Here is a 19,873-nt window from a genome sequence, read left to right as displayed (position 1 = left end):
GCGGCGTACCCGGCGAGAGCCCGGCGACGGCCGGGAGCGACGGCAGCGGAGGCGAAGCGTGACTTCGGAACCCCAGCTCGACCAGCCCACCCCCACCCCCGGCCCGGACCTTGCGGGCACCACCCCGTACGAGGACTACGTCCACGCCGACGTCCTCTCCCACCTCCAGGAACCGCTCTCCGACGACCCCGGCGAGATGGTCTTCCTCGTCACCACCCAGGTGATGGAACTGTGGTTCACGGTCATCGTCCACGAGTGGGAGACCGCGGCCCGCGCCCTGCGCGAGGACGACCTGCCCGTCGCGATGGCGGCCCTCAAGCGCTCCACGTACGAGCTGGAATCGCTCAACGCCTCCTGGGAGCCGCTCGCGCACCTGACCCCGGCCCAGTTCAACGCCTTCCGCTCCGCCCTCGGCGACGCCTCCGGCTTCCAGTCGGCCACCTACCGCCGCCTGGAGTTCCTGCTCGGCGAGAAGTCCCCGGCGCTGCTGGTCCCCTACCGCGGCGCCCCACGGACCCACGCGGAGCTGGAGAAGGCGCTGCACGCGCCGAGCCTGTACGACGAGGTCCTGCGCTACCTGGCGCGGCGCGGCCACGCGATACCCGCCGCCGTCCGCGAACGGGACGTCTCCGAGCGCTACACCGCCGACCCGGCGGTCGAGGACGTCTGGCAGCGCGTCTACGCGGGCGACCAGAACAGCGAGGAGTGCCGGCTGGGCGAGGCCCTGACCGAGGTCGCCGAGCTCGTGTGGCGCTGGCGCAACGACCACCTCGTCGCGACGCGCAGAGCGATGGGCGCGAAGGTGGGGACGGGAGGTTCCCCCGGGGTCGCGTGGCTGGAGAAGCGCGCGACGAAGCACGTCTTCCCCGAGCTGTGGACGGCCCGCAGCCGTGTCTGACGCCCTCACCGCACGGGCCGCCGCCCTCGACGCGGCGGATCCGCTGCGCGGCAAGCGGGCGGAGTTCGTACTGGAGGGCGCTTCGGGGGCCGAGGTCGTCTACCTCGACGGCAACTCCCTCGGGGCGCTGCCCCGGGCCGTCCCCGCACGCGTCGCCGACGTCGTCGCCCGCGAATGGGGGCGGTTGCGCATCCGGTCGTGGACCGAGTCCGGGTGGTGGACCGCGCCCGAGCGGGTCGGCGACCGCATCGGACGGCTCGTCGGGGCGGCCCCCGGCCAGATCGTGGCCGGCGACTCCACAAGCGTCAACGTCTTCAAGGCGGTTGTCGCCGCGATCCGGCTCGCCCGTCAGGACGGCGACGGCCGCGACGAGGTCCTCGTGGACGCCTCCACGTTCCCGACGGACGGTTACCTCGCCCGCTCCGCCGCCCGCATGACCGGCGCTCGCGTCGTGGCCGCCGACGCCGCGGACATCGCGGGCGCGGCCGGCCCGCGCACCGCCGTCGCGCTCGTCAACCACGTCGACTACCGCACCGGCCGCCTGAACGACCTGCCCGGCACGACCGCCGCCGTACAGGCCGCCGGGGCCTGCGTCGTCTGGGACCTGTGCCACAGCGCGGGCGCGCTCCCCGTCGGGCTCGACGCCCACGGCGTGGACCTGGCGGTCGGCTGCACGTACAAGTACCTCAACGGCGGCCCCGGTTCGCCCGCCTTCCTCCACGTCCGGCGCGACCTGCAACCCCGCTTCGACTCGCCGCTGCCCGGCTGGAACTCCCACGCCGACCCCTTCGGCATGTCCCCCGACTACACCCCCGCCGACGGCGCCCCGCGCGGCCGGGTCGGCACGCCGGAGATCCTCTCCCTCCTCGCCCTCGACGCGGCGCTCGACGTCTGGGACGACGTCGACCTCGCCGCCGTACGGGCCAAGAGCCTCGCCCTCACCGACTTCTTCCTGCGCTGCGTCCGGGCGTACGTACCGGCGGGCCGCACCGAGCCCCTCACACCGGCCGCGCACCACGAGCGGGGCAGCCAGGTGTCGCTGCGGTGCGCGCCGGACGCGCGGGCGGTGATGGCCGAACTCCTGCGCCGGGACGTCGTCGGCGACTTCCGCCCGCCCGACGTCCTGCGCTTCGGCTTCACGCCGCTCTACACGCGCTTCGCGGACGCCGAACGGGCGGCCCGCGTACTGGCCGGGGTGCTCGGCCGGTGACCGGGCCGGTGAGCGAGGCCGTGACCGTGGAGTACGGCTCCCACCCCAGCCAGGTCGTCGACCTCTACCGCGGCGGACCGTCCGCGCCGCGGGTGACGCTGCTGCACGGCGGCTTCTGGCGCGAGACCTACGACCGCCACCACCTCGCGCCGCTGGCGGCGGCGCTGGCCGGCCGGGGAGCGCACGTCGTCCTGGCCGAGTACCGCCGGGTGGGCGCGGGCGGCGGCTGGCCGCGGACCTTCGACGACGTCGTACGCGCCCTGGAGGCGGGCGGGAGCGCCTGCCCCGCCCGGCGGCACGTCCTGGTGGGGCACTCGGCGGGCGGGCACCTGGCGCTGTGGGCGGCGGCATCGCCACGGGCCGCCCGCGTCCGCGTCGATCACGTCGTCGCGGTGGCCCCGGTGGCGGACCTGGCCCGGGCGCGGGCCCTTCGGCTGAGCGCCGGGGCGGTCGCGGAACTGGTGGGCCCGGCCGAGGAGGCCCTCGCCGATCCCCTGCGGCTGCCCCCGCCGCGGGTGCCGGTCTCGCTGCTGCACGGGACGCGGGACGAGGACGTGCCGGTGGCGCTGTCGCGGGCCTACGCGCGGACGGCGGGGGAGGCGGGGGCGGCGGTGACACTGGAGCTGCTGGAAGGGGCGGATCACTTCGCCCCCGTGACACCGGGCACCCCGGAATGCGCCCGGCTGATGGACGCGGTGTTACCACCGCGTAGTACTTGAGACGGACCCCCACAGATCCTCACCGGTGCGGACGCCGGGCGCGGGGGTCTTGCCTACCGTTGATGGTGTGAACGACACCCATGAGACGAACGGCCTGCGCAGCGAGATGCGCATGGTGGAGAGCGCCCTTGAGGGCATACGCCAGGACCTGTTCACCGACGCCTTCGCCTTCCGGCCGCTGCCCCCGCTCGACCGCGGCCACGGGCTCGTGCGCAAGACGCCGGGCGGCCTGGCCCGGTACGTGCGCTGGTTCCCGCACGCCGTCGTCGTCGGGTTCGCCGTCCTGCTCATGCTGGCGACGCTGGCGTACCGGCCGGACCTGGGCGGCGTGATCCTGGCGCTGTTCGCGGGCGTGCCGCTGATGACCACGCTGTTCCGGCCCGTCGGCGCGTGGTGGCTCTCGCTCGCGGCGGCCTTCGTCGGCGGCGTCGTCCTCGGCGGCGAGCTGTGGAGCCCGAGCGGGTTCGTGTCGCATGTCGCCGTGATGGTGATCGTGACGGTGCGCACCCGGCCGCGCATCGCCGTGGAGATGTGGCTGATCACGGCCGTGTGCGGGGCGTTCCTGGGCTCGCTGCACAGCTACGGCTACGACGACGGCACGGTCGAGATGACCCTCCTCTCCGGCATGATCCTCTTCGCCGTCGCGTCCTTCCGCGCCCTGCGCGACTCCAAGCGGCAGGTCGCCGTGCAGGCGGCCGTCACCGAGGTCGAGCGCTCGCGCCGCACCGTGCTCGAGGAGCGCACCACGATCGCCCGCGAGCTGCACGACGTGGTCGCCCACCACATGTCCGTGGTGGCCATCCAGGCCGAGGCCGCGCCCTACCGGGTCCAGGACACACCGCCCGAGCTGGCCGCCGCCTTCGCCACGATCCGGGAGAACGCCGTGGCCGCCCTCACCGAGCTGCGCCGCGTCCTGGGCGTCGTACGGTCCGAGAACCCGGACGCCTTCGCCGACCCCGAGGCGCCGCAGCCCACGCTGGCCGACCTCGGCGGGCTGCTGGCCAACGTCCGCGAGGCCGGCGTCGACGTCGAGCACGTCACCACCGGCGCGGCCCGTCCGCTGCCCCAGGGCGTGGAGCTGTCCGCGTACCGGATCGTCCAGGAGGCCCTCAGCAACGTGCTGCGGCACGCCCCGGGCTCCACGGCCCGCGTGGAGATCAGCTACGTGCTCGGCGGGCTCGGCCTGCGCATCGTCAACGGGCGCCCCGACCGGCTCGCCAAGCCCTCCCCGGGCGCCGGCCACGGCGTGCTCGGCATGCGCGAGCGCGTCACCATGCTCGGCGGCGAGATGACGGCACAGGCCACGGACGAAGGCGGCTACGAGGTCGCCGCCTTCATCCCGGTCGCGACGGGCGAGGCGGCGGCGTGAGCATCAGGGTTCTCATCGTCGACGACCAGATGATGGTCCGCGAGGGCTTCTCCGTCCTGCTGGGCGCCCAGCCCGACATCGAGGTCGTCGGCGAGGCGGTGGACGGCCGCCAGGCCGTCGAGAAGGTCGCCGCGCTGCGCCCCGACGTCGTCCTGATGGACATCCGGATGCCGGTGATGAACGGCCTGGAGGCGACCCGCGAGATCGTCGCGGCCGACGCGGGCGCCAAGGTGCTGGTGCTGACCACCTTCGACCTGGACGAGTACGTCTACCAGGCGCTGCGCGCCGGGGCCAGCGGCTTCCTGCTCAAGGACGCCTCCGCCCGCCAGCTCGCCGACGGCGTCCGCGTCGTGGCCGACGGGGAGGCCCTGCTGGCCCCGACGGTCACCAAGCGCCTCATCCAGGAGTTCTCCCGCCTGGGCGCCCCCAAGGCCCCCACCCAGGAGCGCGTGGGCGACCTCACCGAGCGGGAGACCGAGGTGCTGGTCCTGGTCGCCCAGGGCCGCTCGAACGCCGAGATCGCCGGCCATCTCGTCGTCGCCGAGTCGACGGTCAAGACGCACGTCAGCCGCATCCTGGTGAAGCTCGGCCTGCGCGACCGCACCCAGGCCGCGGTCTTCGCCTACGAGGCCGGCCTGGTCACCCCGGGCGGCTAGCCGTCCGGCAGGGTCAGCCGCCACGCGTCCGGCACGGCCGTCCACGTGCGCGTACGGACCGGCCCGCGGATGCGGTTGTCGGCGCGGTAGCGGAAGTCCGGTCCGGACACCGTGACCGCCCGGGCCCTGGTCCGTACCGGCTCCCGGTCGGCGTGCGCGTGGATCACGACCTCGGCGAGGCCGTCCACGGCCGCCACCGCCACGCGCCCCACCGGCCGGTCCAGATCCGCCAGCAGCACCCCGTCCGCCTCCACCCGCAGCCGGGTGCACGAGGGCAGCGGATGCCGGCCGGCCGGGCCCGAGAGCATCGTCAGGGCCGTGCGGGCGGTCCGCGCGGCAGGCGTCCACCACGCCTGGTGGGCGCCGCCACCGGCGGACACCGCCCGCGCCTCACCCCCGGGCGCGCCCGCGGGCTCGTGCGCCCCCGGCTCGGGCCTCGCCCCCACCGGCCGGTGCGCGGCACGGTGGGCCGCGCCCGCGGGCACCCACAGGCCGCCCAGGACGACGCCGTCGCTGTCGTCGGCCAGCATGCCCAGCCGCCGCTCCACGCCGTCCAGCACGGCCCGTGCGGCCGCCACGGCCCCCAGCGGGACGCCGAGCACCCGGGCCACCGACACGGCCGGCAGCGCGCCCACGGGAACCCACGCCAGGGGCGCCTCGGCCAGCTCGCGGCGCCGGTGCAGCAGGCCGACCACGCGCAGCAGCGCCCGGTCGTCGCCGATGACGACGGTCCGGCGCCGGCCGCGCCGGGCGAGGGCCCGCGCCACTTCCTCCGGCCCGTTCGGGAGGCAGATTTTCGCCACCGCTCCGGCGCACAGTACGTCCCGCGCGATCCGCGTGGACTCGCCGTCCACACGGCGTGCGACCGGGTCGATGACGACGAGCAGCTGCGCTCCGGTCGGGTCTGCAGCCGACACCTTCGTCCTTCCTCAGGTAATCTCTCGGTGCAAGAGCCCCTGTCGCTGTTGCGCCAGGGGCTTCGTCTATCCGGGGCACCGGTTCGACGGCTCTAGTGGTGGTGAACGCCCGAAACAACGGGCTCACGCCACCTGTGCACGTTGGACATGCCCCGCCCGGAAGGGGTGTACGCCTGTGCCCGCACTTGTGCTGCTCGGTGCTCAGTGGGGTGACGAGGGCAAGGGAAAGGCCACCGACCTGCTCGGTGGATCCGTGGACTATGTGGTGCGCTACCAAGGTGGCAACAACGCCGGCCACACGGTCGTCGTAGGTGACCAGAAATACGCGCTGCACCTCCTCCCTTCCGGGATCCTCTCGCCGGAGTGCACTCCGGTCATCGGCAACGGTGTCGTCGTCGACCCGGCGGTCCTGCTCTCCGAGCTGAGCGGACTCAACGAGCGCGGCGTCGACACGTCCAAGCTGCTGCTCAGCGGTAACGCCCACCTGATCACGCCGTACCACACGACGGTCGACAAGGTGACGGAACGCTTCCTCGGCAAGCGGAAGATCGGCACCACCGGCCGCGGCATCGGCCCGACCTACGCGGACAAGATCAACCGCGTGGGCATCCGGGTCCAGGACCTGTACGACGAGTCGATCCTGGAGCAGAAGGTCGAGGCCGCTCTCGACTTCAAGAACCAGATCCTGGCGAAGCTCTACAACCGCCGCGCCATCGACTCGGCCCGCATCGTCGACGAGCTGCTGGGCTACGCCGAGCAGATCAAGCCCTTCGTCGCCGACACCACGCTGATCCTGAACAACGCCATCGACGAGGGCAAGGTCGTCCTCTTCGAGGGCGGCCAGGGCACGCTGCTGGACGTCGACCACGGCACGTACCCCTTCGTCACCTCCTCGAACCCGACCGCGGGCGGCGCCTGCACGGGCGCGGGCGTGGGCCCGACGAAGATCAACCGCGTGATCGGCATCCTCAAGGCGTACACCACGCGCGTCGGCGCCGGTCCGTTCCCGACCGAGCTGTTCGACAAGGACGGCGAGGCGCTGCGCACCATCGGTGGCGAGCGCGGTGTCACCACCGGCCGCGACCGCCGCTGCGGCTGGTTCGACGCGGTCATCGCCCGCTACGCGACCCGCGTGAACGGCCTGACGGACTTCTTCCTCACCAAGCTGGACGTGCTGACCGGCTGGGAGCAGATCCCCGTCTGCGTCGCGTACGAGATCGACGGCAAGCGCGTCGAGGAGCTGCCCTACAGCCAGAGCGACTTCCACCACGCGAAGCCGATCTACGAGATGCTGCCGGGCTGGACCGAGGACATCTCCAAGGCCAAGACCTTCTCCGAGCTGCCGAAGAACGCCCAGGCGTACGTCAAGGCGCTCGAGGAGATGTCGGGCGCCCCGATCTCCGCGATCGGCGTCGGCCCGGGCCGCGACGAGACGATCGAGATCAACTCGTTCCTGTCGTAAGCGGTACGCGCGCGTGCACGGCGCCCCGGTGGCTCAGGCCACCGGGGCGCCGTCGTGTCCGCAGGGGGCTCAGTAGATCTTCCGGTAGACCAGCGACGCGTCCTTCGTGCCGGAGTCGCTGAAGTCGCGCCGCATCCTGCCGTCCGGAAGCATGACCAGCTCGGACGACGAGCCCGGCTGGCAGGCCGACTTCGGGCTCGCCCGGGTGACGCTGGAGGGGCCGAGACGCATCGGAGCGCCGTCGGTGCCGCCGCCGGTGGCGCTCGTGCGCCACGTGCAGACGTAGGAGGTGCCGTCGTCCAGCACGCCGCTGCCGTCGATGGTGACGTCGGCGGCCGGGCCCCCGGTGATGGTGATGGTCCGGGTGTTCACGCGCGAGCCGCTGCCGAAGCTCGACTGCCAGGTGCCCGCGAACGCGTGCTGCCCGGTGGCGGGCTCGCTGGTGGCACCCCCGGTCGTCGGCGTGTGCGTGGGCGGGGGCGTGGGCGTCCCCGGCGTGGCGGATGGTGCCGCGCTGTGGGAGGAGCCCGAGGGCGCCGGGGCCGGCCCCGGACCGCCCCGCACGCTCTCGCCCGTGTCCCGGTTGAGCAGGTAGACCGTGCCGCCGCCGGTGAGCAGCCCGACGGCCACGATCGCGGCCACGATGTAGGGCGCCTTCGAGCGGTGCGGCGCGGGCGCGGGCACGACCGGGTGGTGGTACGGGCCGGCGTACGGGCCCGGGGGCGGGTAGGCGTAGCCCGCGGGCGGCCCCGGCGCGAGCGGCGGCAGGGGCTGGGCGCCCGCGACCGGCGCGGTCAGGGTCGGCGGGTCCACCGGTCGTGCGTCCCGCGGCGGGTCGACCTGCGTGGGCGCCCCGGCTATGGACCGCGGCGGTATCGCGGCCGGGTGGGCGGGGCTCTCGACGTCGAGCAGCTGGACGGCGTGCCGGCCGAGCTGGGCGACGAGGCCGCCCGGCAGCCACGGCTCGCCCGAGCGCAGGTCCGTCAGCAGGTCCTGGGCGCCAGTGCGGGCCAGGGCCTCCTCGGGGGTGGGCCGCTCGTCCGGGTCCTTGGCGAGGAACGCGGAGATCAGCGGGTGCAGCGTGGCCGGCACGCCCGTGAGGTCCGGCTCCTCCTCGGCGATGCGGAACATCAGGGCGTGGACGCCGCTGTCGGCCGTGCCGAACGGCATCCGGCCACTGGCCGCGTAGGCCAGCACCGAGCCCAGGCAGAAGATGTCGCTCTTGGGGGTGATCCGGCCGCCGCGCACCTGCTCGGGCGACATGAAGCCGGGCGAGCCGACGGCCGCGCCGGTGCGGGTCAGGCCCCCGTCGGTGACGGTCTCCAGGGCCCGGGCGATGCCGAAGTCGATGACGCGCGGCCCGTCGAGCGTGATCAGCACGTTGGACGGCTTGAGGTCGCGGTGGACGATCCCGGCGGCGTGCACGGCCTGCAGGGCGCGCGCGAGGCCCGCGCCCAGGATGCGTACGGACCGCTCGGGCAGCGGCCCGAAGCCCTGGCCCACGACCTGGCGCAGCGACGGCCCGGCGATGTAGCCCGTGGCCACCCACGGGACGGCGGCCTCGGTGTCCGCGTCGAGCACCGGCGCGGTCCACTCGCCGCCGACCTGCCGCGCGGCCCGCACCTCCTGCCGGAAGCGGCGCCGGAACTCCTCCTGGCCCGCCAGTTCCGGCTGCACCAGCTTGACCGCGACCGTGCGGCCCCTGTCGGAGCGGGCGAGATAGACCCGGCCCATGCCTCCCGCGCCCAGCTTGCCGAGCAACCGATAGGCGCCGAGTGTGCGTGGGTCTTCCGGCGACAGATCTTCCATGCCGGGCACTCCTTCCCCCATGTTTCTCCGCGGAGAATAGCGGCATGGCAAAGGGCCGGGTATCCGCACGGCACAAGTGCGGTCCCCGGCCCCTGGAAACCCCGCCCGGAGGCGGGCCGCCCGGTCGGCCGTCGCGGCCGTCCCGTTGGCGGCCGCCGGCCGCCGGGCGCCGGCCGTCAGGTGGGAAGGATGTTCTCCGCCTGCGGGCCCTTCTGGCCCTGGGTGATGTCGAAGGTGACCTTCTGGCCCTGCTGGAGCTCGCGATAGCCCTGCGTGGCGATGTTGGAGTAATGGGCGAAGACGTCCGCGCCGCCGCCGTCCTGCTGGATGAAGCCGAAGCCCTTTTCCGAGTTGAACCACTTCACGATGCCGGTAGCCAAGCTGATCTCCTTATTGGGGGCGCACGGCGGAATTCCGTGCTCCAGGAAAAACGCAAGTGCGCCCGAGGTCACAGACCTTCAGGCGCACATGACAAATGGGTACCAAAACTGCAACTGCAAATGACCGTAGCAGGCAAATGGCCCTGAATGGGGATTTCCCGCCGCGTGGCGATGCGCCCGTTCCCCCTGCCGGCGGCCGGGTGCGGGCGGGCACCCGGCACTGTGTCCACGGGTGCGGCGAGGGGGCGACACAGTGCCGGTACCGGTGCCGCGAGCCCTCTCCCTAGGCTCGGCCCGGACGTCCCGCCCCACCAGATGCGAGGTCATGCCCGTGAGCACCGAGAGCACGCAGCCCGACCCCTCGGCCGGAGCCGCCGTGAAGGCCGCCGACCGCGCCCACGTCTTCCACCCCTGGTCGGCGCAGGGCCTGATCGACCCGCCGGCCGTGGCCGGCGCCGAGGGCTCGTACTTCTGGGACTACGACGGCAACCGCTACCTCGACTTCTCCTGCCAGCTGGTGAACACCAACATCGGCCACCAGCACCCCAAGGTCGTGGCCGCGATCCAGGAGCAGGCCGGACGGCTGTGCACCATCGCGCCGGGCTTCGCCGTGGACGTGCGCTCCGAGGCCGCCCGGCTGATCGCGGGGCGGACGCCCGGCGACCTCGACAAGATCTTCTTCACCAACGGCGGCGCGGAGGCCGTCGAGAACGCCGTGCGGATGGCCCGGCTGCACACCGGCCGCCCCAAGGTGCTCAGCGCCTACCGCTCGTACCACGGCGCCACGGCCGCGGCGATCAACCTGACCGGGGATCCGCGCCGTTGGCCCTCCGACACCGGCTCCGCGGGCGTGGTCCACTTCTGGACGCCGTTCCTGTACCGCTCGCCCTTCCACGCACGCAACGAGGAGGAGGAGTGCGGGCGCGCCCTGGCGCACCTGGAGGACACCATCACCTTCGAGGGGCCGGGGACGATCGCCGCGATCGTCCTGGAGACCGTGCCCGGCACCGCCGGGATCATGGTCCCGCCGCCGGGCTATCTGCCGGGTGTGCGGGAGATCTGCGACCGCCACGGCATCGTGTTCATCCTCGACGAGGTCATGGCGGGCTTCGGGCGCACGGGCCGCTGGTTCGCCGCCGACCACTTCGGCGTCACCCCAGACCTGCTGACCTTCGCCAAGGGCGTCAACTCCGGTTACGTCCCCCTGGGCGGCGTCGCGATCTCGGCCGAGATCGCCGCCACCTTCGAGCGGCGCCCCTACCCGGGCGGGCTCACCTACTCCGGGCACCCGCTGGCCTGCGCCTCCGCCGTGGCCACGATCAACGCCATGGCCGAGGAGGGCATCGTGGAGAACGCGGCCCGCATCGGCGAGGACGTCATCGGCCCCGGGCTGCGCGCGCTCGCCGAGCGCCATCCGTCGGTGGGCGAGGTGCGCGGCCTGGGCGTGTTCTGGGCGGTGGAGCTGGTACGGGACCGGGCCACCCGCGAGCCGCTGGTGCCCTACAACGCGTCCGGCGAGGCGGGCGCCCCCATGGCGGCCTTCGGCGCCGCCTGCAAGAAGGCGGGGCTGTGGCCGTTCGTGAACATGAACCGCACCCACGTCGTCCCGCCGTGCACCGTCACCGAGGCCGAGGTGAGGGAGGGCCTGGCGGCTCTGGACGAGGCGCTGACGGTGGCGGACGGCCACATGGCCTGAGGAAGACGGTGGCGGGAGCGCGCCGGCCGAAGAAACGGAACTTCTCCTACCGCCCCTGACAGTCCCGCGCGGCCATCGGGTAGCGTTCGCCCTTTCCGTGCGTACGGTCATATCGCCCCGCGACGGCCCTCGCATATCGTTGCGAGGGCCGTTCGCATGCCAGGCGCACGGTCACGGAAGGGGAGACGGAGACCAATGCCCGGCAGCGACGCGGTCAGGCGCACGACGCTGCGCTCGCAGATCGCCGACGCCCTGCGCGACGAGGTCATCGCGGGGCGGCTCCCGGCCGGCGGGCAGTTCACCGTCAAGGAGATAGCCGAGCAGTACGGGGTCTCGGCCACGCCCGTCCGCGAGGCGCTGCTCGACCTGTGCTCGCAGGGACTGCTCGATGTGGAGCTGCACCGCAGTTACCGGGTGCGCGAGTTCTCCCACGCCGACTTCCGGGACATGATCGAGGCCCGCACCCTGATCGTCGAGGGCATGTTCCGCCGCTCCGCCGCGCGGGCCCTGCAGGCGGCCACCCCGCAGGCGCTGGCCTCGGTGCGGCGCCGGGCCGAGGAGGCGTCGCGGGCGGCGGTCGCGGGGGACCTCGACATCCTCATCGGCTACGACCTGCGCTTCTGGCGCGAGATGGCGGGCCTGGTCGGCAACCCCTACATCTCCGACTTCCTGGACCGCGTCCGGGTGCAGAGCTGGATCTTCACGGTGCCGCTGCTGCGCTCGCTGGGGGATCTGCGCGGGCGGCTGTGGGACCAGCACGCCGAGCTGGTCGAGGCGGTGGCCTGCCGGGACGTGGCGCAGGCGCAGCGGATCATCGTGGCGTACAACGAGCACACGCTGGCGCTGATCGACGGTCTTACGGATACGACCGGGAGCAATCCAGGTTCGACCGAATAGGGTCGAAGCTGCTCGATACCGCCGCCATGCGGGTGATCAGACCGGTGATCGGACAGGTGACCGGACCGGACGATCGCGCGTGACGGCGGGCTCGATGTCGGATATGCAACCTTCGACCGTTTGAGGGACGTCTCAGTCACGTGATGTCAAAGACCCAGCCGTCGGCCCAGCCGTCGGAGCCCCCCATACCGGCCGGAGCCAGCACCGTGGACCTGACGGTGGTCGTCCCGGCCTTCAACGAGGAGGACCGGCTCGCCCCGACGCTACGGGCGATCCGGGCACACCTGGAGACCCTGGAGCCGCTGCGGTGGGAGCTGGTCGTCGTCGACGACGGCTCGACCGACGGCACCGCGGCGGTCACCGAGGCGGCGGCCGCCGACGAGCCCCGCATCCGGCTGCTGCGGACCCCCGCCAACCGCGGCAAGGGCCACGCCGTGCGCACCGGCGTCCTCGCCTCCCGCGGCCGGCGCGTCCTGGTCACCGACGCGGACCTGGCCACCCCCATCGAGGAGCTCGCCGCCCTGCAGCGGCACCTGGACGCCGGCGCCACCGCGGCCGTCGGCTCCCGCGCCCTGCCCGAGTCCCGCATCGCGGTGCGCCAGCACGCCCTGCGCGAGGTCATGGGCCGGCTCGGCGCCCGCCTCATACGCGCCGCCGCCGTGCCCGGCATACGGGACACCCAGTGCGGCTTCAAGCTCTTCGACGGCGACAAGGTCCGTACCGCCTTCACCGGCTCCCGCCTCGACGGCTGGAGCTACGACGTCGAGATCCTGCGCTTCTTCCACCAACGGGACTGGGAGGTCGCCGAAGTGCCGGTCAGCTGGGCCCACCAGCCCGGATCCAAGGTCCGGCCGCTGGCCTACCCCCGCGTCCTCGCCGACCTCCTGCGCATCCGCCTGCGCGCGATCAGCCCGGTACGGCTCGCCGTGCCGGCGCTCTTCCTGCTCTTCTCGTTCTTCCTCTACGGCGGCCTGTGGGGCGCCCCCGGCACCGGCTACCTCGCCGACTCCGGCTCCGACCAGCAGCAGTGGGAGTGGTTCTTCGCGGTCACCGCGGACAACGTCGCGCACCTGCGCAACCCGCTCTTCACCGACCTGCAGAACTTCCCACTCGGCGTGAACCTCATGGCCAACACCGCCATGCTGGGCCTCTCCGTCCCCCTCGCGCCCCTCACCCTGGCCTTCGGCGCCCACGTCACCTGGGCCGTCGTGCTGACCGGCGGCCTGGCCGCGACCGCCTGCGCCTGGTACTGGCTGCTGGCCAGGCGCTTCGTGCGCTCCCGCTGGGCGGCCGCGCTGGGCGGCGGCTTCTGCGCCTTCGCGCCGCCGATGATCTCGCACGGCAACGCGCACCCGAACTTCGCGGTGCTGTTCATGATGCCGCTGATCATCGACCGGATGCTGCGGCTGTGCGAGAACCGCCGGCCCACCCGCGACGCCGTCGTCCTGGGCCTGTTCCTCGCCTACCAGATCTTCCTCGGCGAGGAGGCGCTGCTGCTGGCCGTGACCGGCTTCGCGCTCTTCGCGCTCGGCTACGCCATCGCCGCCCCGGACGTCGCCAAGGCCGTCGCCGGGCCGCTGCTGCGCGGCCTGGGCATCGCCGCCCTGGTGTCCGTACCGCTGGTGATCTTCCCCGTCGCCTGGCAGTTCTACGGCCCGCAGAGCTACCACAGCGTCCTGCACGGGCAGGTCGGCAACAACCCCATGGCCATGCTGGAGTTCGCCACCCGCTCGCTGGCCGGGGACGCGAAGGTCGCCGCGTCCCTGTCGCTCAACCGGACCGAGGAGAACGCCTTCTTCGGCTGGCCGCTCCTCGCCGTGGCCGTCGCCGTCGTCATCCACCTGCGCGACCAGCCGCGCGTGCGCGCCCTGGGCTTCACCGCGCTGGGCGCCGCCGTCCTGTCCTTCGGCCAGAACATCCCGCTGCTCGGCACGGACAAGACGCTGCCGGGCCCCTGGCGGGTGGTGGCGAGGATGCCGTTCTTCGAGTCGGTCATCGAGTCCCGCATGGCGATGGTCTGCGCGCCCGCCCTCGGCATCCTCCTCGCCCTCGCCTGCGACCGGCTGGCCCTGCGGCGCCTGCGCAGCGAGCGCGAGAGCTCCCGCCGGCTGCTGGGCTGGGCGGCGCTCGTCGTGGCGGTCCTGCCGCTGGTGCCGACGCCGTACCGGACCGTCGAGCGCGCCGCCGTCCCCACCTTCTTCGCCGACGGCAGCTGGCGGGAGTACGTACGCCCCGGCCGCTCGATCGTGCCCGTACCGGTGCCCAGCCCCTCGCAGACGGCCGCCCTGGGCTGGCAGGTCGATTCCGGCCTCGGCTTCCCCTTCCCCGGCGGCTACTTCAACGGGCCCTGGGGACCGGAGCGCATCGGCATCTACGGGCCCCAGCCGCGCTTCACCTCCGACCTGCTGAACAAGGTCCGCGAGAGCGGCAAGGTGCCCGACATCGGCGCCCAGCAGCGCCGCCAGTTCGGCTGGGACGTCGACTTCTGGCGCGCCGACGCCTTCGTCCTCACCCCCCAGGACAACGCGGCGCCACTGCGCGAGGCGGTCACGCGACTGGTGGGCGAGGAGCCGCGGCGCGTCGGTGACTCGTGGGTGTGGGACGTGCGCGGACAGGGCTGACCACCCGGCCGGAAAGCAAGCGGAGTCCGGGCGTCTATGTCCGTCGGCCCTGTGTGACAACCGGCTGAGCGGCACTACTCTGGCCCGACCATCGCATGCCCCGACCATCGCACCGCGAGAACGAGAGTGAGCTCACGTGGCCTGTGACCTCTGGCTAGTGCCCCTTGTCGACGTGCTGTGCCACAGCGCCGACAACCCCTTCGCCGAGGAGATCGCCGCGTACGACAAGGCACTCGGCGAGGCCGGGCTGCCGCCGGTGCCCGTCTTCGGCTACATGCCGGGCCTGTCGGGGGATGTCGCACCCATCGCCGGCTTCGACTACGACGCCCTGCACTTCCTGCGCCGCGCCCACCTGCTGAACCTGTGCGGCCTCGCCGTCACCCCCGTGGACGAACTCGGCGGCGACTACGAGCAGTTGCTGGAGATGTTCGACGCCACCGCCCAGCAGTCGCACCTGGTCTGGCACTACGACCACGCCGGGGCGTACGTGCCCGTGGACTTCGCGCACCCGCTGTCCAACGACGAACTCCTCGAAGGCGGCGGCCCCTTGGGTTCCAGCCACGGCCTGCTGCGCGAACTCCACGCCGTCGCCCCGGTGCTGGGCATCGACCCGGACAACCCGCCCGCCCCGCCCGCCGCCCCGGACCGTCCCACCACCCTGGAGGAACGCGCGGCCCCCGCCCCGCACGACGACAGCCCCTTCGCCCGCGAACGCCACGTCTGGCTGGGGCTGCACGCGGCGGCGACCCGGAGCCTGGGGCAGGGCTCGATGATCGTGTTCAGCTGACTCTCCAGCCCGTCCGGCGTTTGAGGGCATGCCTCCAGCCCGTCCGGCGTTTGAGGACGTGCCTCCAGCCCGTCCGGCGTTTGAGGACAAGAAACGGTGAAAGGGCGGGGCCGGGGAGAATTCCCCCAGCCGCCGCCCCGCCGGCCCAGGCCTGCTCACCCCTACCGCGGAGACTCCGGCGGCCGCTGCCGCGGCATGTTCGGCCGCGTATGCGGCGGCAACGGGAACCGCCCCACGGGCCCACCCGCTTCCCCCCGCGGCCCCCAGGCCACCAGCGACTGCGTCAACAGCGGCGCCGGCCCCGCCCGGAACTCCACCATCCAGTCGGCCGTCTCGGCCCGTACGAGCTCGGAGACGTCCTCGGAGAAGCGCCGCAGCACCGTCAGACAGCGCTCGGCCGCCTCGCTGGCCGTGCCCTCGGTCGGGCCGAGCACCTCGCGGACGCACTCCGACGCCCAGTCGAACTGCAGCACCTCCAGCCGCCGCTGCACCGCCTGCGCGGTCGCGACCGCACGCATCCAGCCGGACGTCAGCCCGAAGTAGCGATCGCAGGCCACACAGGCCACCGCGCCGAGCAGGGCCAGAAAGGCCCACGCCGAGCCGGTGCGCAGCACCTTCGTCAGCTCCAGCAGCGGCAGGGCGGCCCCCACCACGGCACAGAGCGCCGCCCCCAGCCGCAGCCCGCGCGCCCAGCGGCGCTTCCAGGCCCGGTCCGTGAGGTACCAGTCGGCCAGATTCAGCGCCCCGCCCTCGACCCATCTGTACAGCTCGTCCAACCGCTCGGCGGGCTCTCCCCAGTCCCCGAGCGGGAAGGTACGCCCGCGCAGGTCGCCCCGGTGCTCCCCCCCTTGGCGGCCTCCCTGCTCCCGAGGGAGCCCCTCGGGCTGCATCTCAGGCTGGCTCACCCCTGCACTCCCTCTCCGCCGCGTGCGTCATTAGTGATCGCAGCCTCCTTCCTACCGCCGAACGGTTGGCGTTGGGCGCAAGATCCAGCCTTTTCCGTCCGTAAGTGCAGCGGGATCGGGTATAGGAGCCCGAGGTCTTCACCCGAAAGAGTGCGGCCCGATCGGCGTAATGACGTCGTACGGGGCGCGGAAACGTTCTGACGAGTGGCCTTCACGGTGCGTGGGCGACGGTTCCGGGACGTCGTCGTGATCGCCCAGGGAGGTTCCTACGAGGACGGGGCGGGCCTGGAGTCGTAGGGATCCACGAGCCGTCGAATGGGCGTGCAATAGGGTGGCACCCGTGAAGGTCCTCGTCATCGGCGGCGGCGCCCGCGAACACGCCCTGTGCCGCTCCCTGTCCCTCGACCCCGACGTCACCGAGCTGCACTGCGCTCCCGGTAACGCCGGGATCGCCGACGTCGCGCGGGTGCACACCGTCGACGCCCTGGACGGCGTGGCCGTCGCGGAGCTCGCCGCGTCGCTGCGCGCGGACCTGGTGGTGGTCGGCCCGGAGGCGCCCCTGGTCGCCGGGGTCGCCGACGTGCTGCGCGAGCGCGGCGTCCCGGTCTTCGGCCCGTCCGCGCGGGCGGCCGTGCTGGAGGGGTCCAAGGCGTTCGCCAAGGACGTCATGGCCGCCGCCAACGTCCCCACCGCCCGCAGCTACGTCTGCACCACGCCCGCCGAGATCGACGAGGCCCTCGACGCCTTCGGGGCCCCCTACGTCGTCAAGGACGACGGCCTCGCCGCCGGCAAGGGCGTCGTCGTCACCTCCGACCTGGCCGCGGCCCGTGAGCACGCGCTGGCCTGCGGCCGCGTGGTGATCGAGGAGTTCCTGGACGGCCCCGAGGTCTCCCTCTTCGCCATCACCGACGGCGAGACGGTCCTGCCCCTGCAGCCCGCGCAGGACTTCAAGCGCGCCCTCGACGAGGACGAGGGCCCGAACACCGGCGGCATGGGCGCCTACTCCCCGCTGCCCTGGGCGGACCCCAAGCTGGTCGAGGAGGTGCTGCAGAGCGTTCTGCAGCCCACCGTGGACGAGCTCCGCCGCCGTGGCACGCCCTTCTCCGGCCTGCTCTACGCCGGCCTGGCGATCACCTCGCGCGGTGTGCGGGTCATCGAGTTCAACGCCCGCTTCGGCGACCCGGAGACCCAGGTCGTCCTGGCCCGTCTGAAGACGCCGCTGGCCGGGGTGCTGCTGAACGCGGCCACCGGCAACCTCGCCGCCCAGCCGCCGCTGCGCTGGAGCGACGGCGCCGCCGTGACGGTCGTCATCGCCTCGCACAACTACCCGGGCACCCCGCGCACGGGCGACGTGATCGAGGGCCTGGCCGAGGCGGCCGAGGTCGACAAGGCGTACGTGCTCCACGCGGGCACCAAGCTGGACGCCGAGGGCCGGGTGGTCAGCGCCGGTGGACGCGTCCTGTCCGTCACGGCGACCGGCAGCGACCTGACCGCCGCCCGCGACCGCGCCTACGAAGCGGTCTCGCGCATCCGGCTGAACGGTTCGCACCACCGCACGGACATCGCGGCCAAGGCGGCGGCCTCGGCCTGAGCCGCCGCGAACCGCTGCCCGGGACCCCGCGCAGAGGCTTTGCCCAAAGCCATTCCATCGAGTGACCGCTTGCCCAACCGGCTGACGCACGCCCGTCCCCCAACTAGGGTGCGGCGAAGGCCGACTGCTGTGCATCCGGCAACTGGCCCACCGGCATTGCGATGTCAGAGGCCGGTGCCACAGTGGGGGAGGTACGCAACACACCTCGGCAGAGCACTGAAGGCAACTGGGGGTGATCGGTCTCGTGGCAGGTCCGGAAACAGGCGCGCTGACCGCGCGCGCCAGAGCCCTCGCCGTGCTGCGTGTGCGCAGCGCCGCGCTGGCCGTCGCCCTGGTGCCGGCGGCAGCCGCCGTCGTGCTGGCGGCGGGCTCCGCCATGGGCCGCATTCCCGCCGGCAGCCCCGGGGACGTCGTCCGGCCGGCGGTCACCGCCGTGGCCGTGCTCGTCCTGGCGCTCGCGGCCGGCGTGGCCACCGTGGTCGCCCGGGCCCGGCCCGCCCTGAGCCCCACCGTCCCGATCCCCGAGGAGACGGCCCCCGACCTCTACCGCCTGGTGCGCGACCTGGCCGAGCGGCTGGAGGTCCCGGCGCCCTCCGCCATAGCGCTCACCCCCGACTGCGACAGCTGGCTGGAGGACCGTACGCATCCGGCGCACGCCCCGCCGCGCGAGCGCCTGCGGCTGCGCGGGCGGGCCGGGGCCGCTCCCGTCCTGGTGATCGGCTCGCCGTTCCTGTGGTGGATGCGCGTGGCCGAGCTGCGCGCCCTGCTGGCCCCGGTGGTGGCGGGGACGGGCCCGGCCGCCCACCCCGACATAGCCGCCGCCCGTCGCTTCGTCCGGGGCCTGGACGCCGCCGTGGCCGTCGCGGCGACCCGGCCCCTCCTCGCGTTCGTGGGCTGGGTGGCCCGGCTCCTGCTGCGCTCCTGCCGCGACCACGCGGCCGAGATGGAGCGCGGAGTGGCCGCCGCGGCCTCCGAGCGCGCCCAGACCGTGGACTACGGCCTGCGCATCGTCGCCCAGGAGCAGGTCGGCCTCGCCTACGCCGGCTGGGACCGGCTGCTGAACCGCGTCGCGCTGCCCGCCTGGCGGATGGGCCGCTGGCCCTCCCGGCTGGACGCCGGCGTCGTCTCCGCGCTCACCGAGCTGTCCCGCCGTGACCGGCTGGCGGAAGGCTTCGCCTCCCGGCTGGGCGAGCGGCCCGCCTGCGACCTGCTGGAGGAGCCCGGCCTCATCGACGAGGCCGCGTCCCTGCTGGCCGCCCGGCTCTTCCACGGCGGCCCCTCCCAGCCCGGCCCGGACTGGTCGCCGGTCGCCTGGAGCCAGTACCCGGACGAGGTCGTGGACCGCAAATGGCGGCTGGAGGCCGCCCGGCTGCACCGCGTCCTCGACGACATCGCCGCCTGCGGCGCCGTGCCGGGCGCGCTGTCCGGCGCGCGCAGCGGCCCCGCGCAGGACGCCGTGCCGGCCGCGCCGACGGTCGCCCGCATCCTCGACCGCCTCACCGGCCCGGCCGGCAGCGGGGTGGGCGAGGAGCTGGAAGTGCGGCTGAGCGCCGAGGTGGCGCGCGAGGCGGCCCAGGAGGAGCGCGCGGCCGAGCGGGGCGCGTTCGGCGCGGCCGCCGGGTCATGGGTCGACGGTCTCGCGCCGCTGTTCCCGCTGCAGCCGCCGCGCAGCGGCCGGGAGCTGCTGGCCGACCACGTGACGGCCATGGTCTGCTGCGCGGCCGTGGACACCGCCGGCGCCGCCCCCGGCCTGGACTGGCTGGACGGCCCGGCCCTGCTGGTCGGCGGCGCCCGCCGCGCCGACCTGGCCCGTACGGTCCTGAGCCTGATCGAGGACGGGGACGGGGAGCCCCTGCGCGCCTGGCTCGGCGAGGTCGGGGTCCGCCCCGAGAAGCCGGTCCGACTGATGTGACCAGCGGCGGGTGACCGAGAGTGACGTGGTGACGCTCCGTAGGG

Annotated in this window: 16 protein-coding genes; 12 read left to right on the top strand and 4 right to left on the bottom strand. The window is 73.7% G+C overall.

Going from position 1 to position 19,873, the window contains the following annotated elements; translation table 11 throughout:
* Nucleotides 1–58: 58 nt before the first annotated feature.
* The 5 genes from ABZ956_RS24860 (at nucleotide 59) to ABZ956_RS24840 (ending at nucleotide 4,852) form a co-directional block, all read left to right on the top strand.
* A complete protein-coding gene (locus ABZ956_RS24860; RefSeq protein WP_361897682.1) occupies nucleotides 59–898 on the top strand; it encodes a tryptophan 2,3-dioxygenase family protein in 840 nt (279 codons plus the stop codon).
* Nucleotides 891–2,108, top strand: coding sequence for a kynureninase (gene kynU / locus ABZ956_RS24855; RefSeq protein ID WP_361897679.1), 1,218 nt, complete (start codon nucleotides 891–893; stop codon nucleotides 2,106–2,108). Before ABZ956_RS24860 ends, kynU begins: the two co-directional genes overlap by 8 nt.
* Complete coding sequence (locus ABZ956_RS24850) at nucleotides 2,105–2,827, top strand: alpha/beta hydrolase (protein WP_361897676.1); 723 nt, start codon at nucleotides 2,105–2,107, stop codon at nucleotides 2,825–2,827. The genes kynU and ABZ956_RS24850 overlap by 4 nt, the downstream gene beginning before the upstream one ends.
* Before the next feature lie 106 nt (nucleotides 2,828–2,933).
* Nucleotides 2,934–4,196 (top strand): histidine kinase, encoded by a 1,263-nt coding sequence (locus tag ABZ956_RS24845; RefSeq protein WP_361897750.1) that lies wholly within the window; start codon nucleotides 2,934–2,936, stop codon nucleotides 4,194–4,196.
* Nucleotides 4,193–4,852, top strand: a complete 660-nt coding sequence (locus tag ABZ956_RS24840; RefSeq protein WP_361897673.1) for a response regulator transcription factor — start codon at nucleotides 4,193–4,195, stop codon at nucleotides 4,850–4,852. Before ABZ956_RS24845 ends, ABZ956_RS24840 begins: the two co-directional genes overlap by 4 nt.
* On the opposite strand, the gene ABZ956_RS24835 is transcribed toward ABZ956_RS24840, so the two are convergent.
* Nucleotides 4,849–5,769 carry a diacylglycerol kinase gene (locus tag ABZ956_RS24835; protein ID WP_361897670.1) on the bottom strand — a complete coding sequence of 307 codons (921 nt, stop codon included), beginning with the start codon at nucleotides 5,767–5,769 and terminating at the stop codon, nucleotides 4,849–4,851. The two genes, ABZ956_RS24840 and ABZ956_RS24835, sit on opposite strands and share 4 nt — an antisense overlap.
* Before the next feature lie 175 nt (nucleotides 5,770–5,944).
* On the opposite strand from ABZ956_RS24835, the gene ABZ956_RS24830 reads away from it, so the two are divergent.
* The gene (locus tag ABZ956_RS24830) at nucleotides 5,945–7,231 is read left to right on the top strand and encodes an adenylosuccinate synthase (protein ID WP_361897667.1); all 1,287 of its coding nucleotides are present in this window, start codon (nucleotides 5,945–5,947) and stop codon (nucleotides 7,229–7,231) included.
* Between the two features lie 69 nt (nucleotides 7,232–7,300).
* Here ABZ956_RS24830 and ABZ956_RS24825 read toward each other — a convergent pair whose 3' ends face one another.
* A complete protein-coding gene (locus ABZ956_RS24825) occupies nucleotides 7,301–9,040 on the bottom strand; it encodes a serine/threonine-protein kinase (RefSeq protein ID WP_361897664.1) in 1,740 nt (579 codons plus the stop codon).
* Between the two features lie 176 nt (nucleotides 9,041–9,216).
* On the bottom strand, nucleotides 9,217–9,420 hold the full coding sequence (locus tag ABZ956_RS24820) for a cold-shock protein (RefSeq protein ID WP_071965778.1): 204 nt from the start codon (nucleotides 9,418–9,420) through the stop codon (nucleotides 9,217–9,219).
* Between the two features lie 331 nt (nucleotides 9,421–9,751).
* On the opposite strand from ABZ956_RS24820, the gene ABZ956_RS24815 reads away from it, so the two are divergent.
* From ABZ956_RS24815 to ABZ956_RS24800, 4 genes are all read left to right on the top strand, one after another.
* Nucleotides 9,752–11,116 carry an aspartate aminotransferase family protein gene (locus ABZ956_RS24815; protein WP_361897661.1) on the top strand — a complete coding sequence of 455 codons (1,365 nt, stop codon included), beginning with the start codon at nucleotides 9,752–9,754 and terminating at the stop codon, nucleotides 11,114–11,116.
* Nucleotides 11,117–11,311: 195 nt separating this feature from the next.
* Nucleotides 11,312–12,013, top strand: a complete 702-nt coding sequence (locus ABZ956_RS24810; protein WP_361897658.1) for a GntR family transcriptional regulator — start codon at nucleotides 11,312–11,314, stop codon at nucleotides 12,011–12,013.
* Between the two features lie 143 nt (nucleotides 12,014–12,156).
* A complete protein-coding gene (locus tag ABZ956_RS24805; protein ID WP_361897655.1) occupies nucleotides 12,157–14,634 on the top strand; it encodes a dolichyl-phosphate beta-glucosyltransferase in 2,478 nt (825 codons plus the stop codon).
* A 136-nt stretch (nucleotides 14,635–14,770) separates the two neighbouring features.
* Nucleotides 14,771–15,421 (top strand): hypothetical protein, encoded by a 651-nt coding sequence (locus ABZ956_RS24800; RefSeq protein ID WP_361897652.1) that lies wholly within the window; start codon nucleotides 14,771–14,773, stop codon nucleotides 15,419–15,421.
* Between the two features lie 161 nt (nucleotides 15,422–15,582).
* Here the strand turns inward: ABZ956_RS24800 and ABZ956_RS24795 are convergent, their stop codons facing one another.
* Entirely contained in the window at nucleotides 15,583–16,326 is a 744-nt protein-coding gene (locus tag ABZ956_RS24795) for an SLATT domain-containing protein (RefSeq protein WP_361897650.1), read from the bottom strand.
* A gap of 340 nt (nucleotides 16,327–16,666) precedes the next feature.
* Here ABZ956_RS24795 and purD point away from each other — a divergent pair, with 340 nt between their 5' ends.
* Both purD and ABZ956_RS24785 read left to right on the top strand, forming a co-directional pair.
* Complete coding sequence (gene purD / locus ABZ956_RS24790; RefSeq protein WP_361897647.1) at nucleotides 16,667–17,917, top strand: phosphoribosylamine--glycine ligase; 1,251 nt, start codon at nucleotides 16,667–16,669, stop codon at nucleotides 17,915–17,917.
* Nucleotides 17,918–18,152: 235 nt separating this feature from the next.
* On the top strand, nucleotides 18,153–19,829 hold the full coding sequence (locus tag ABZ956_RS24785) for a hypothetical protein (RefSeq protein ID WP_361897747.1): 1,677 nt from the start codon (nucleotides 18,153–18,155) through the stop codon (nucleotides 19,827–19,829).
* Nucleotides 19,830–19,873 lie beyond the last annotated feature (44 nt).

The sequence above is a fragment of the Streptomyces sp. NPDC046261 genome (assembly GCF_040646235.1).
Taxonomy (GTDB): domain Bacteria; phylum Actinomycetota; class Actinomycetes; order Streptomycetales; family Streptomycetaceae; genus Streptomyces.
This window is presented reverse-complemented; position numbering and strand designations above follow the sequence as displayed.

Coding starts and splice junctions, on each gene's coding strand:
- ABZ956_RS24845 (WP_361897750.1), top strand. CDS start 2,934: ATGCGCATGGTGGAGAGCGCCCTTGAGGGCATACGCCAGGACCTGTTC.
- ABZ956_RS24825 (WP_361897664.1), bottom strand. CDS start 9,040: ATGGAAGATCTGTCGCCGGAAGACCCACGCACACTCGGCGCCTATCGG.
- ABZ956_RS24810 (WP_361897658.1), top strand. CDS start 11,312: ATGCCCGGCAGCGACGCGGTCAGGCGCACGACGCTGCGCTCGCAGATC.
- ABZ956_RS24805 (WP_361897655.1), top strand. CDS start 12,157: ATGTCAAAGACCCAGCCGTCGGCCCAGCCGTCGGAGCCCCCCATACCG.